This is a genomic window from Dysgonomonas sp. UBA7630, from assembly GCF_002483985.1.
Taxonomy (GTDB): domain Bacteria; phylum Bacteroidota; class Bacteroidia; order Bacteroidales; family Dysgonomonadaceae; genus Dysgonomonas.
The window spans coordinates 111,093-125,913 of sequence record NZ_DLIY01000011.1 but is presented as its reverse complement, the minus strand read 5'-3'; the positions used below and the strand labels follow the sequence as shown (position 1 = coordinate 125,913).

Genomic DNA, 14,821 nt, shown 5'->3' with positions numbered 1-14,821 from the left:
TGAATATGCTTTTTGATATTCAGAATTTACATTTTTATCACTGCCATCCGGATAGCGAATATCTGTCGATACATCCATAGACATATACATTAAACACTGCTTATCATAGTAACTTAGATTATTATAAATGTCCATCTTAGAAAATAACTTTCGAATATCTTCAGCTTCTGACTTCGTTATATTTTTTGTATTACAATAGCCCCATGTATCTTGGCCTGTATAGGCATTCCTATAGGGCATCTTTGGTTCTGTTGCATTTTCAAAATAATAATCAAATTTGTATTCCTCAAGACTATTATCAGGCAAACGACATGTCAGCTTTTTTAACTTTAGTCTATAATCCAAATAGGTGTTTGAAGTAGGCTGAGATGTAAAATATTCATATTCGAATGTCCATTCTTTTACAAAAGCCCCCTGTTTATATATTGTAATTTTCTTTAAGGCTTTCGAACCGGGCATATCAGTTCTATCAGATGGATTATACTCAAATATGGCCTTATCACCATTACTAGCTTCTATAGATAGTGTTTTTTTAGTCTTTTGTGTAAATTTTGTTTTTGATAATAAAGGAGGAGAACTAATCCCCTCATGATTGAATGCTTCCCATTTTTTTTGCGTTGGGCTATAAACTAATCTTCCTGATAATTTTGATTCGTACTCGATAGTTTCATTTTTATATATAAATTGTATAGAATCTTTTTTATCATACGAGCACATTTTTGTTATATTATATGCTGTTGGGATTCTTAATTTTGCAGGGGTTGGATTATTCCCTTGTAAAGTGATATCATATAGTTTGGGAAGAGAACCTATCGTAAATTTATAGATCGAAGTATATGTATCGTTTTCTTCTCTGTCTGCAAAATAATATTTATTTCCATACAAATCAATGGCTTGAAAAATATGATTCCCATTTAAATTTTGTTCAGAAAATGTAATATCTTTATCATATTTCACATTATAAAAATTGCGGTCTAAATCATATAAAAATTGTCCGCTATAATTAAGAAAATTATACCTAAAATAATCAGGCTCTGTATCAACCTCAACATTATCAAATACGATACCACAGCCCTCTGATGCGGTTATCCAATTTTTTCCACTGAAAAAATCACTAAAAGACATAATTCTTCTCTTATAAGCAGATAAATCATCTAACCCATTTACAGTCTGACTAATAACTCCTCCAGCATTTAGACTCCATCCTAATCCAACATTTGAAGCTATCTGATCTACTTGAATGCCTCCGGCATGGTAACTTAATGTCAATGGAACATTTAAATTCTTGCACACTATTTCTCCCAAAGGAATTGATATGTTAGGAACACCTGTATACAGATTGACTGGTACTGATACATATTTTGCTAATTCTGCTACTTCGGGAGATGGAGGAACCATCGTAGCAAAGTCTATTATTTTTTGTTGACTATTTATATTCAACGTATACATAAAAAGTATTATCCAATAAAATATCCTCTTTCTCATAGTATTATTATTTACTTTTTAATAATTATTTCATTAACAAACACACCATTAGCTGTAATCCTTAACACATAGTTCTTCGAATACAGCGACGAACAGTCAATTGTTTCATAGTATGTACCTTTTGTCCTGTTCTTCGAAGCTATCTTTTTGACAGGCATCCCTTCTAATGAGTATAGCTCAAAAGAGACCTTTGCATCCTCTTTTAATTCATATTCTATGTTCAAAAACGACTCTACAGGGTTCGGATAGAGCCTGCAGGTCATCACATCTTCCAATGTGACAGTTTTGACTTGTCCTTTATCTGTGTTCTGATTGTTGTCATGCGGCTCTTTCCACAGTTCATCCAGCAGTGCCTGATTCTCGAGATCGGTATCCAGATATAAATGATCCTGAGGAGGAAAAAAGAATGCTGTCTTGAATATCTCCGTACTGTCTCTCAGGTTAATGTTCCGTATTGTTTCAAAGACTGGATAACGATACCCTTTGCTGTACCAGCGGCAGGTTTCCAGCTGCTTACCGGCATTGTCTGTTTCAGATGTAACAGAACTACCTTCCTGAGATACATCAAAGATTGTTTGTAAGGTCTTTACCCTGAGTACAGGGCTAAGCGTATCTCCCGTTGGAAGGATCATCTTACCGTAGGCATCAGCTGTAGTAGTCATTACTCCTTGTGTCTTTATATCTACTGTAGAGGAATAAACTCCTTTTGATTTGTAGTCTGATGAAGATCTTTGCCCGTAGTTTAACGGGAAATGCATCAGCAGCATGGGATTAATATAGTTTAATACCACCGAAGGGTTTTCATGCCCTTTCTGCAAAAGAGAATCATTTGTTAAATGATAATAGTACATCGTATTGTGTTCAGTACCGACGATCAGTTCATTGTCTGATACGTCCTTCTTCAAATAACGGGTATTACCCAGTATATATACACTGTCTCCTTCCAACGGAGGAAGAGAATAGGTAAGAGTATATTCATCGTTGACAGATTTGAGTTTACTGAAATCCCAGAGCTTGTTGGTTCCGCTTTCGCCAGGATTTACATACTCTACCTGCTGTTTGATTAATACATCGCCGACACGGTAATGATTGTGAGAAGTGTTCAACTGTGCAGACAAAGAAAAAGCACAGCCCAAAACACTTGCCAATGTTAATGCAATTGCTTTCATGTTATATTTTATATTAACGTTAATTCCGGATTATAAAATGTTCCTTCTGTTGCTATTTCTAAAGATTTAGCACAGTTATTCTTTCGTGTAAAGTAAATAATGGGATGGAAGGTTAATGTATCCCTTTTAGATTTATATAAGCAAATATCCAGTCTGAAAAAATGTAATTTGTCTTCATAAGTAATTATTTAAAAAGTTAATTAGTCCTTTTAATTACTTTGCTTTTCTCTTCTGAATACTTCGGCTCAAATGTATTAATTAATTTAAAAATATATTCTAAAAACATAAAAAATATTTAAGTCTTAATGGAAAATTAATAAAATCATCAAATTCGATCAGATCAGTATGTAGTTGTTCGATCTGTAAAAGAGGCTATCGAAACTTTGAAATGGTATTTAGAATAAATTCTATCTTTGTATCATGATGAGAAAATCGGTTTTAGTACTACTTTTTCTTTTTCCGATACTTCAATCAGCACAAATACTAAGGGGTAGGGTAGTGCGTGTTTCTGACGGTGACATCGTTGCTTTACTCGATGCTGATAATACACAACAAAAAATAAGACTGAACGAATAGATGCTCCCAAAAAAAGACAATCAACGGTGATAAATAAAAGCAATAAAAAAATCGACAATCATAAAATAGAGGGTAACTCAATCTTAAGAAACCCTCTTTTCCTTCAGAGTAAATATTAATAGATAATCTATATCATGGTTTGATCAATTTCCCAGCTTTAGCATCCGTATAAGTCGGATTGTAAGCATTATCAGTAACGATCCATCCTTTTTCTGATATGGAACTTAAGGTATTTTTTAAGCCGGAGAAATCAACTAATACCTTATTGTATTTAATAGTTACAGCTTTCAAGCTATTCAATGTAGCAAAAAAATCAAGATTAGTCAGCTTGTTATTTGTATAATATTCTCCCGAAAAATCAAGAGTCCCATTTATAGTTTTTAGCTTAGGAATATTAAATTCTTCAAACTCGCCCATATAATTGGCTGTTATTATTCTACAGTCGCCATTTATAGTTTCTAATGCGGGTAGAGAAAGTTTTCTCATAACAGGAGAACCAATTTCAAGAGACCCCATGCTTTTGATTTTTGGCAAGTCAAGTGCCAAAGTTTCTGACATAATAAAAATAGTGACTATACCTCCTGCTTCTATCAAATTAGGCATTTTAAAACCTTCAAAATTGTACATTGAAATACTGAGGTCTTTTTTTACTTTTGTAGTAGGGAAAGAATAATTTGGGTATTTATTACTGGAAAGAGAAAATTTAAGAGTCCCCAATTCGCTATAACCCTCTACTACTTTCGGAGCACAACCTTCGAAGCTTAATTCTCCATCAAAGACATTAGCTCCTTTTAAGGTGTATTCTGACATTATATTATTCAGAATTATAGATTTTTCTATATTCAGCCTCGTTAAATCAATCTCGCGTATAGAGGTTATATTCTGAGCATAAATACCAATTCTCTCTACATTTTTAAGATTAAATCCGGAGAAAGTCTTAAACGATACATCGTTAATAGAAACTCCTCCTACTCCCACGCTGCTTAGAGAAGAAAAACCATCTAGATTATCTTCTACAGCAGCCATATAAGATATATCAAATTGTTTTCCGACTGATTTCAAACTTTTAAAACCTTTAGTATCTTTCAATTTATCCAGATTCGAAAGGGTAAATTTACCATCTACTGAGGATAGAGATTTAAATCCGTCGAAAGATGGAATCGACGGAAGATAGTTGAGATTAAAGTCGCCACCGATAGTAGCCAAAGAAGACACATTAAGATTGGTAAGCAGGTCGTTATTAGATATCTGAAAGTCTGATTTTATAGTTTTTAAATATGATAAATCTATTTTTTCTACTTTTTTTAAGCTACTCAATTCTAATTTGTAAATATTTTCCAAATTAGGCATAGATAAAGATTTTAGTTCTTGCCAATTTGATACCTTAAAAGAACCACCCACACTCTTCAATGATCCAATTTTAAACTCATCCAATACATTTGTACCCCATCCGCCATCTAAAGTAAAATCTTCTATGACAGTTTCTAGTTTTCCTAAATCAAGCATTTTCAAGACCTCTGCCTTGCTGATATATATACCTCTATCCACATGCTTTAATTCAGGTAATAGTATTTTTTGTAATCTTTTTGGCAAATCAATATTGATCCCCGTAACGATGTATTCTAATTGAGGTAAATTTATTTCCTCTAAAGTATTATTCAACTCTACAACTTTCAGAGAGCCAAGTTTTTTTAGATTTTTCAAATCATCCAGATTCTTCCCTGCATAAGTCGGATTGATCGTTAATCCAAACTTGATGCTTGTTAATTTAGAGAATGGAGCCAATGTATGTATTGAGTCTGAGCCACTAGCAGCACCGATAGTTATATTACCATTTATCTCTGTCAGCCCCATGTCTGCAAAAGCATTCACATCTTCCTGAGTAAGCAATTTTATATCGCCGTTGCGTGAAACGACACCACGCTCTAATTTATACTTATAGCTTCTTTCTGTTCCGTTGTATCCTTTAACGACGAATGTTTGCTCAGCTGTCCAATCTTTTATAGAAGAAGGATCGGGACTAATTGTTGCATTTTCACTAATTGTAATATTTACAGTAGCATTATTAAGCAATATATTTTCAGGAACTGTAACAACTATTTCATTGTTTATAGTCGATATTGACCCATTGAAAGAGATTCCATCTTTTTCCAACCGAAAAGATGTTATATAATTATCACCTCCATTGAAGTCTCTGTCGTCGCTACATCCGGCTGTCACCAAAGCGAATAGGAGTAATATAAATATCAGATTATTTATTTTCATTGTTTTTTTGTTTATAATTCTAAAACTAAGTTTAAAGAACACTTACTTAAATATTCCATCTTATAGTTTATGGTTTTGTCCAAGCACCAGATTTAAGTTGGTCGTATGTTGGATTGTAGCCATTTCTCTCGACAATCCATTGTCCTGCAGTAAGTGCAGATAGTGTATTCTTCAAGCCAGCATATGAGACTAAAGCTGCTTGAGCTTTAATTTCTATACCACTTACTTTTTTCAATGCTGAGAAACCATTCAAATCTGTTAGCTCCTCGTTTACCTTACTAGCATCATCCTTGTATGGCACCAGACTCATCTTTCCTTCTATACTAGTTAATTTAGGAAATAGCAGATATCTCAGATGGCAGCTAGGACTCCATGATGAAGTAGACATGTAGCCTGTGCCAATGGTGAAGTCTCTTCCTACTGATTCTAACTTAGGAACATTCAATGTTCGGACAGACCTTGAATCAATGGTTACGTTAAAATTTCCTCCAACATTTTTAAGATCCGATATGTTAATCTGAATTACAGAAGGGTCTACAATATTATTCAGGTGATTTATGGTGAAGTTTCCTCCAACTTCTTCCAGATCTGATATAGAAAAATCCTGTAAATTATTATTAGGAATAGTAAGTCCTTTCTTTATTTTTTTTATTCCTTTTATATTTAATACATCTATATTAGAAATATAAGATCCGAGGCTCAGAGAATCTACTTCGGAAAATCCTTGTAGCTTTGGGAATTTAAGAGTGTAAGATTTAGCATTATCCGGCAGAATACTTAATGTTCCGTTAAATACATCATCTCCGATAATTTCAACACCATCAACAGCCGAAGCCATTACTGCCAATTCCTTTATATTCATACCTTTGATGTTTATTTTGGTAAGAGGTGCAGAAAGATAGTTGTAGATTGATAATCTATTAATCTTTTTTATCGAAGAAGGAAATATTAGGTCTTTCATAGCTAGATCTAGCATATAAAGTTCTCCTTCAACCGTTTCCAATGATTCAAAACCTTTAGCCAGTCCATTTATTTTGGCATAATTAAGACTTAGTTTTCCTTTTACTCGCTTTAGTTTAGGAAGATTAACCGTCGTAATCTGTTTTCCTTCTACAATCATATCGTTAACCTCCTCCAACTCCGGCAGGCTAAATTCGCTCAGTTTACTAGTAGCTGAAGTAGTTAATTTACCTGTTATAATCTGCAACTTAGGCGCATTTATATATATCAATTTTTCTAATGGGTAAAGATTCAAATCAGCAATGGTCTTCAATTCTGAAAAATCCACTTTTTTTACATTTTCCAGACGAGAAAGTTCGATGCTTCCTACTTCTTTCAAATACGGTAATATAACCGAAGGCATCAATGCTTTTACATTGGAAAAAGTATTTGTTAACCGGAATGTTTCTCCCACTCTTTCCAAACTAGGAAGAATTACCTGCCCCATCCCCGAGTTAATAACAAAAGACTTAGACACATTCTTTAGCTTAGGAAAACTAATGGTTATTAATGAATCGTTTTTCAAAGCTACTCCTCCTGCCATTTCTAAAGCAGGGAATAAAACGCTTTGCACTCTTGGAGAAGATTCTATTTGAATAAGATCTCCTACTTTAGTCAGATTTTCTAAGCCTTCAAAATTAGTCATATCGACAGTAGGATAAACAATTAGAGAATAGCCTATCTGTGTAAGACCAGCCAACGGACTTAATGATTTGATGGAATCTTTACCTGAGATTTGCCCCAGAATCAGATTTCCGGCAATCGAAGTAATGCCTTTCTGTCCAAAAGCATCTACATCGGCCTGAGTAGCGAGTATAATAGTACCGGCTTGTTCCTGCTCAGTTCTGTTTACAGTATATTTATACTGAGAACGAGTACCATTGTAAGAAGTTACAGCAAATACTATATCTTCTTCCCAGTTGGTTATCTCCTCGGGATTAGGAAATATTTTAGCATTCTCACTGAGTTTTACAGTAGCCTTAGCTCGCTCTAGAGACTGACTGGAAGAAGCATTAATGGTAATCTTATTACCTTCAATTAATCCATTCAATTCTGTTTCATTCTCTAGTCTCAGAGAGAAAGAAGTTATATAATTGTCTTTTCCTTCAAATTCTTTGTTGTCGTCACTACAAGCAGGTAATAAAATGACAGACAATATCAGCAGACAGATATAATGGTATATTCTTTTCATTATCTAATTAGTCTTTTAGTTATTAAAATTCAGATCAACAGGATTACCCGGCTCAGTTGATACTTCACCAACTAAAGAGCCTTTACCTACAGAAGCCGTATGTACTTTTACAAAATCTATATGAGTGAGGTTAGCAGGACTTCCATCAGCATGAATAGCATCTTCTATCCAAAACTCCCCAATGGGTCTCGTTGGGTCTGTATTGTGATTGTCCACATACCCCCATCCTAAGTCTCTGGACGATTCATAACCTGTACCTTCGGCAATATAGAATGTCGGTGGCACACGTGTACCAGTCAAGGTATAAGCACTTTCTTTTATAAACATTGGGAAGAAATAGTCTTGAGAGTGATATCCATTAATATCTACCGAACCTGTATTTCCAAAATTGTCTGTCCACATTACATCAGTTCTTTTTTCTGTAGGTTTGTAATAAGTAACAGCATAACGTTGTATGTTGTCTTTCTTTCCATACTCACTGCCTTTCAGTTCGTACCATGTATCATCGGGTAATCCGTTGCCATTCGAATCTTGCATAACCCAAACTACTCCCGGTTCACTCCAACCTGCAAAAGAATTACCATTGATGCTCAAGTCAGCTTTATTTGCCACATTTTTCACACTATGATCGAATCCTACTACAAAATAACCTCCGTAAGCCCCTATATGAAACATATTAGAATTAGCATCTACGGATGTTTGGAATTTTTGTAACACCTGAGTTATTGTTTGATATGGAGATTGGAAATCAATAAACTGTCCCGGAGCTGGAATGTAATTGAAAGCTTTAGTAGCAACAGCTTTACTGTTTGTCTGTATTGCTCTGAAATAAGTACTTTCAGGCTCTGTACAAGTAACCTCTACTTGCGCCTTTACCGATGTTCCTGTTTCTGTTACTTCTATCAAATAAGCTTTCTTCTCGGTAGGTGTAAATTTTAAAAACTCGGTAGTCGAGCTTTGTGCAACTCCATCAACAGTCCACTTAAAGCCGGCAGGTTTATCTATATGGCAAATAACAGGAGCTAACACCAAAGTTCTGTCAAGAGGGACTGTCATCTTGCGTAGATTATTTTTATTGGTTATGGTTCGGTATAGACCATCATCGAAATAAAGTTCAGCTTCGGGTACAGGTAATACGACTACTGTTAGGGCTTTGATGTCAACACCCTCTTCGGTAGTTACTTTAACAGTCAAGGCAAATGAACCTAAATTTTCTTCTACAAAAGAGTACACTTGTTCTTCCGATACTATTTCACCATTTTTTCTCCATACATATTCTGCGTTTTCTGCATAGTTGGCTGTTGCTTTCAGCTCTATTGGTTGCCCCACATATGCAATATAGCTGGAGACCATTTCTATTTCGGGTGATATTTTATCTGCTACAGTAACTTTAATCTGCGACTCTTTATATCCAATTTCATCGTCAACCCTAAATATGATAAAATATTCGCCAACGCTATAGTCACTGAAATTTAACTGTAAATCATTCGAAATAATTTTCCCATTCAATTTCCACGAATAAATAGGATTGGTTGCATTGGTTACTTGCGGTACAATCTCTAATGTTTTCCCTTTTCTAACTTTATACTCATTTTGTGAGAATGTAATAGTTATATCGTTTTGAACTATATCATCATCACCAGAACATGATGAGAGGTAATAACCACTCAATAGTAAAAAAAGAAATAAAATTTTATTTTTCATCATTTACTTTTTTATTAATCTAAAATTAAACTTTTCAACCTATGTTTTGTAAACACAATATGAGCCGGAATCTCTCCTGTAACCACAGACCATTTTCGGTTACCCATTTTGTCAAAGCAGAACAACGTTCCCGGACTAATATAATCTTTAGCGTCAGTCACATATATGTCTTTGGTTTCGGGATGAATAGCTAAACCATACGGTATTACGATTTGCTTTTCAGTTCCATCTTTAATGAAGTTCCGAGATACAACTGTTTGGCTTTTGGTATTTACAATAGCATAAGTAATTGTGTTTTTTTGAGTTATATGACTCCATTCTACACTATACATATAAATAGAATCGCCCATCGCGGTCATATTAGAGCATGGTAAGTTTAAAGTTTTGCTTACCATATCGTTTTTCCCGATGATATATGTATTTGATGCCGTAGATTTATAATCGCCTCGCGAGCTTACATAGATATTATTATCACTATCCAATTCCAACCGATGTAAATTAATCCCTACTGTTATCTTCTTTATTTCTTCGAACTTACCTAAATCAATAACAGACACTGTATTATCGTAATTCGGAACTCGGTAACCTCCCGAGTTAGCGACATACAATTTATTATCTCTTATCACCATTTCTTCGGGTTGATAGCCTACAGAAACCCGTCCAACTTCCTTAAAGTTGGTAGTGTCTATCTTTACGATACAACCTAGTGGGGTATCCGGTTCTATCTTAACAGGTCCATTGTAAGAACTTATATACGCATAACCTTTGTCGAAAACGATGTAACGGCAGTTGGGTATAGTGAGAGAACCTATATGGCGTGCGGTATTTACATCCAACACCTCCACATAACCTGAAACATTGATTACGGCATATAGTTTATTCCCATAAATCTGGATATCGTTACCTACATCTCCCAGTTCATGGGCAATGTTAGGATTCAGATAAGGATAAATATTTTGACAATATTTACCGGTTTTACGATCGAAGTAATCAATGGAAGATTTATTACTTCCCATATTGGCTTCATTCAACAGATAAAATCCTTTTATATTACCTTCTTCTCCTTCTACAACAGTTGTTTCATCAACAGGAGCTACCGGTGTTATTGTGGGAGGAATCAGTTCCTCTTCATCTCCTCTACATGAAGAGAGAAGTGTTAATCCTACAATTAGAATTAGAAATCCTAATTTGAATAATCTTCTTTTCATAATTTTCTTAAATAGTTATATTGAGTATAAATTTGAAATTTGTTCCTGGCATAGGGTAATTCAAGACTACATCGTAAGCCTGATTAAATAGATTATTAATTTCCATGGTAGCTTTGTATTTATTTTTCCTCCACACAAAAGACTTACCGATAGCCATATCGTGAGTGTACCAAGGCTCAAGTCTATTACGGGGAATATTGGCACTACCTGTATACCTAGTAGCTGTATAAATAAAACTGTATGATAAATTCCATGATTTATAATTGACGCCTAATATGGCCGATGCACTGTGGATCGGAATATATGCTATTTGTCCTTTATAGGTAATGGTATCACTCTCTACTACCATTGGAGTATAGTCCTGTGCCTTTTGGTAAGTATAATTTATCCGAGTATCTAAAGTTAGATCTTTTCCTATCTTGTTAGTAGATGTTAAAGCAATATCTACTCCTTTTATCTTTACAAGACCAATATTTTTCATTGTCCAACGAAAATTTACACCGCCCGGGATAGCTAATAATTTGTCTGTAACTTCGTTGTAATAGGCATCGACTTGTCCTTCTAGAAAAAATGATGAATTTATATTTTTTGAATATACGAACCCTAAATTATATTGTTTGGTAAATTCGGGTTTGAGGTAAGAAGACAATGTCCCCATATATGCCATATGCATCTCGGTGAAGGTCGGCATTCGAAATATATTTTTATAAAAGACTCTTAAAAACAGGTCCTCTCTACTCCATGGTTGCCATGAGGCCATCAAGGAGGGTGTGATTTTATTCCAATCACGTTGAATGTCTTTTTTATCTTCTTTGGTAGATTCATGAACAAAAGTACCGAGTAAACTACCCTGTATTTTTACTCTATCCAGATCGAGAGAAGTCGCTACAGCTACCCAAGTAGAATAACGTTGCGGATAGATAAATTCCACCAAATTGGCATTCATTTTATTCCACTGAAAGTCGGCAGAAATGTTAGCTGTCCACGAAGGGAGGATATTAAATAGATTGGCTGAAGAAATATAAACATCATGGAGCATATATTTATTTTTCAACTTTTGAATTAAAGTATCAGATTCATAATACAAATAATCGTACGCATATTTCCCTGATATCTTTGTTGCATAAACGTCTGAAAATCTCTTATTCAAAGCTGATTGAACAAAGAAATTCCGATCCTTTTGTCTATCTTCGTGCTTAAATCTTCCGGGTTCTTCTTTCACAATCGCTCCAGGGTATCCCCGTTCTGAAGTATAGAAATAAATACGACTTTTCCAATCACCTCCTTTTAACTTTCCGAAGAAGGCTTGCTCAATTCTAAATATCTGAATGTCTCCATTCTTTCGAACAGCGGTAGTATCGTATCCCCCTCTATTGTCAACAGTATTTTGAACTTTGTATCGAAACTTATATTTACCTGTCGAGTTAGTGTAATCAATATTAAACGATGAATTTAATTTCTCAGATAGCTTTTGTTCCCAATACAAAGAAGGATTAATCAGTCCGAATGCTCCTGTTTTGAAAGTAAATTTCAGATTATATTTTTTGTTGCATCCAAACTGAGGAGTTTTAGCTTCTATGTAGATAGAACTTGCAGAACTGTAATCTTTTGCCGGCTGAAAAATGGAACTTTTTTGTCCGTTATGTAAAGAGATAGCTTGAATATTATCAAGTGAATATCGTCCAAGGTCTACAACTCCATTCTGAGGATTCGCTATTTCAATCCCATCATAGAATACACCTACATGCTGGCTACCCATACTACGTACATTTACAGTCTTAAGACCACCAATACCACCATAGTCTTTCAATTGTACACCCGAAAAATAACGCAAAGCATCAGCTACAGAATGGGCACTTAAATTTTGTAATAATTCTCCCGATAGTACTTGTACAGGGATAACATCTACTCTAGTTTTACGAGCCGAGACTACTATCTCATTTAGATGTTGTATACTATCTAGTTTACTTTGCGCGAAGCCCGTTATGGAACAACAGTATATAAAAGAAAACATTAACCCAACTCGGTTAAACCCACATAATGACAACATCTAAGCCACCTGATTAAAGGATTATCAAATAACTTAACAGGAAAATATAAACGATTAAATTAAAAAGAGCAACCATAATAATGATGGTCAGAATTCTGCTTTTCATCTTCTTCAGCTTTATTTCCCGAAAGCCTTAAATTATAATAATCTTGGCAGGTCTTCTGACTTACTCCATCTTTGAATCGTCCTTCCCATTCATTGTTGAACAGTGGCTTGAGTATTGTTCAAAGATTTTAGTAGAGCTTACAGCAGCGGGTCTGTTCAGGATTTACACCTGATTCCCTTTTCATCACTTTTCCGTAAGTTATTGGAATTATGACACCAAAATCGAAAACAAAGGTATGTTTAAATATTTAAAAAAGAAAACTTATTATAAAGATTATTAAAACAAGGAGAGCTTTTGTTCCACTCTTAGCTTTTTGAGGGTTGTTTCAGCTTTTTAGTTTGTATGAACATAAAATGTAATTATTTTCGACTATTTTTTCTGATAGAGTATAACAATTATTTAATCCTATGAAAATATAATTATTATGAATTATATGATCAAAATAGTTTTTCTCTATCGAGTTTAGGCTAAATAACGTTCAAAGAAAAATATTGCGATACATAAAAAATATTAGGCAAAATCGATTGTTTAAAAAATGTATACTATAGATTTAACTTATTATATTCTGCGAAGCTAGACACTTTAGGATATTTCAACGTGTCATTTAAAACCTTGTTTATAGTCGGATAAATCTTTGTCTTTTTATATTAGTCTGCTGCCTCCAACTTTACAACCAACCTGATTATAATATTGAGTTAATACTGAAGATATGAACTGAAAGTTATCGAGCGAAATCAATATGCTTGGTTATTCCTTGACTGTAATAATCTGTCAAGATTAATTACCCCCAATTATTTAGGAACGGTACAAAAAAAATATACATATTATAATTATAAAATAATACTTTCTCATATAGATAAGCATGTTTTATTTGTTCCAAGATTACCACAAATATATTATCACTTCCTTCTTTTTGATTTAACAAAGAACGAGTATCACTTAAATATAGGATCTACTCTATAATTTGAACCAAATATTTGTTTGGGAAATATGATAATTAATAATCTTTGTATGTTTAAAATTGTAAAATATTATTCATATGAAAAAAAAGAAAATTCCTGCAAAAAAGGAGTCTGTGTTATTTGTTTTTCGAGAAATCGTCGAAAACAATAAAGAAGGCGGTCGATATCATACGGTTGCTAACTATGTAAGTTTTGTAAATAAATTAAGTGTTTATCTTGGGGAACAAAGCGAATCCTTTACTTTGCAAGAGTTAAACAAGGAGTGGGTTGAATCATATATTGAATGGCTACATGAAAAACACCCAGATAAACCTCAAACTGTCGATTTCTATTTTAGAGGTCTCCGTGCATTATTTAATGCAACAATGAAGATAAAGGAATATTCAAATCTTAATATAGCAAGCCCCTTTATTGGAGTATATGTAAAAAAAGGACCAACTTCTAAAAGAGCACTTTCTGTAAAAATGTTGTCTAAACTGCTAAATCCGGAATTAAATTCGTCCTTATCCGTTAGTCAAAAAGAATCTTTAGATATATTGTTAGTTAGTCTATATTGTAGAGGTATGGTTTTTCATGACATATATAACCTCAGGTGGGATATGATTAATAATTTCTGGCAAATTGAATATTGCCGAAATAAAACCGGACAAGAGATTCGTCTGACTGTTCCTAGAGAAGGACAAGAGATAATGTTACGATATAAAAAAAACAATAATTTGTATATTTTCCCTTTTCTCAGAGAAAAAAACAATAAAACTGTACTATGTGAGAAGTCAGCATTAAGACGAATTAATCGGCATGCTTTAATTATTGGCAAAATTCTTAATTTTCCTTGCAAATTAACGACTTATGTTATGCGGCATAGTTGGGCTACGCTGATGTTAGAAGCGGGAAAATCAGTTGAGGTAATTAGTCAATGTATGGGACATACATCAATAAGGACAACACAAATATACTTGTCTTCTATTTCAACTACAAAGGTAGATCGGGAAGTCAATGATATGTTAAATCGTTTTATTCGATTGGGTAAGAAGGGAAAAGATAAATATCAGAAAAGCCTTTATCCATCAGCAATTTCATAAGTCTCTTTCTTTGTGAGAAAGAG

The 14,821-nt window shown here is 34.0% G+C and carries 8 protein-coding genes, 1 pseudogene and 1 riboswitch; of the genes and pseudogenes, 2 read left to right on the top strand and 7 right to left on the bottom strand.

Annotated elements, in window-relative coordinates; translation table 11 throughout:
* Both B3P17_RS03955 and B3P17_RS03950 read right to left on the bottom strand, forming a co-directional pair.
* Positions 1-1,485, bottom strand: a pseudogene (locus B3P17_RS03955) (hypothetical protein); the annotation flags it as partial.
* Between the two features lie 11 nt (positions 1,486-1,496).
* Positions 1,497-2,654: a T9SS type A sorting domain-containing protein gene (locus B3P17_RS03950; protein ID WP_291103590.1), complete on the bottom strand. Its 1,158-nt coding sequence runs from the start codon at positions 2,652-2,654 to the stop codon at positions 1,497-1,499.
* 420 nt (positions 2,655-3,074) lie between these two features.
* On the opposite strand from B3P17_RS03950, the gene B3P17_RS03945 reads away from it, so the two are divergent.
* Positions 3,075-3,230 carry a hypothetical protein gene (locus B3P17_RS03945; protein WP_291103587.1) on the top strand — a complete coding sequence of 52 codons (156 nt, stop codon included), beginning with the start codon at positions 3,075-3,077 and terminating at the stop codon, positions 3,228-3,230.
* A gap of 132 nt (positions 3,231-3,362) precedes the next feature.
* Here the strand turns inward: B3P17_RS03945 and B3P17_RS03940 are convergent, their stop codons facing one another.
* The 5 genes from B3P17_RS03940 to B3P17_RS03920 form a co-directional block, all read right to left on the bottom strand.
* Complete coding sequence (locus tag B3P17_RS03940; protein ID WP_291103584.1) at positions 3,363-5,495, bottom strand: hypothetical protein; 2,133 nt, start codon at positions 5,493-5,495, stop codon at positions 3,363-3,365.
* A gap of 67 nt (positions 5,496-5,562) precedes the next feature.
* On the bottom strand, positions 5,563-7,686 hold the full coding sequence (locus B3P17_RS03935) for a hypothetical protein (RefSeq protein WP_291103581.1): 2,124 nt from the start codon (positions 7,684-7,686) through the stop codon (positions 5,563-5,565).
* Positions 7,687-7,701: 15 nt separating this feature from the next.
* Positions 7,702-9,393 carry a PKD-like domain-containing protein gene (locus B3P17_RS03930; protein ID WP_291103578.1) on the bottom strand — a complete coding sequence of 564 codons (1,692 nt, stop codon included), beginning with the start codon at positions 9,391-9,393 and terminating at the stop codon, positions 7,702-7,704.
* Between the two features lie 11 nt (positions 9,394-9,404).
* The gene (locus B3P17_RS03925) at positions 9,405-10,598 is read right to left on the bottom strand and encodes a YncE family protein (protein WP_291103575.1); all 1,194 of its coding nucleotides are present in this window, start codon (positions 10,596-10,598) and stop codon (positions 9,405-9,407) included.
* Positions 10,599-10,605: 7 nt separating this feature from the next.
* Positions 10,606-12,612 (bottom strand): TonB-dependent receptor, encoded by a 2,007-nt coding sequence (locus B3P17_RS03920; protein ID WP_291103572.1) that lies wholly within the window; start codon positions 12,610-12,612, stop codon positions 10,606-10,608.
* Between the two features lie 170 nt (positions 12,613-12,782).
* Positions 12,783-12,989: riboswitch (cobalamin riboswitch) on the bottom strand.
* 804 nt (positions 12,990-13,793) lie between these two features.
* Here B3P17_RS03920 and B3P17_RS03915 point away from each other — a divergent pair.
* Complete coding sequence (locus B3P17_RS03915; protein ID WP_291103569.1) at positions 13,794-14,798, top strand: tyrosine-type recombinase/integrase; 1,005 nt, start codon at positions 13,794-13,796, stop codon at positions 14,796-14,798.
* The last annotated feature ends 23 nt before the right edge of the window (positions 14,799-14,821 follow it).

What these genes read in the sequence shown, in the direction of transcription:
- B3P17_RS03950 (WP_291103590.1), bottom strand. Translation starts at nt 2,654, where the DNA reads ATGAAAGCAATTGCATTAACATTGGCAAGTGTTTTGGGCTGTGCTTTT.
- B3P17_RS03945 (WP_291103587.1), top strand. Translation starts at nt 3,075, where the DNA reads ATGATGAGAAAATCGGTTTTAGTACTACTTTTTCTTTTTCCGATACTT.
- B3P17_RS03940 (WP_291103584.1), bottom strand. Translation starts at nt 5,495, where the DNA reads ATGAAAATAAATAATCTGATATTTATATTACTCCTATTCGCTTTGGTG.
- B3P17_RS03935 (WP_291103581.1), bottom strand. Translation starts at nt 7,686, where the DNA reads ATGAAAAGAATATACCATTATATCTGTCTGCTGATATTGTCTGTCATT.
- B3P17_RS03930 (WP_291103578.1), bottom strand. Translation starts at nt 9,393, where the DNA reads ATGATGAAAAATAAAATTTTATTTCTTTTTTTACTATTGAGTGGTTAT.
- B3P17_RS03925 (WP_291103575.1), bottom strand. Translation starts at nt 10,598, where the DNA reads ATGAAAAGAAGATTATTCAAATTAGGATTTCTAATTCTAATTGTAGGA.
- B3P17_RS03920 (WP_291103572.1), bottom strand. Translation starts at nt 12,612, where the DNA reads ATGTTTTCTTTTATATACTGTTGTTCCATAACGGGCTTCGCGCAAAGT.
- B3P17_RS03915 (WP_291103569.1), top strand. Translation starts at nt 13,794, where the DNA reads ATGAAAAAAAAGAAAATTCCTGCAAAAAAGGAGTCTGTGTTATTTGTT.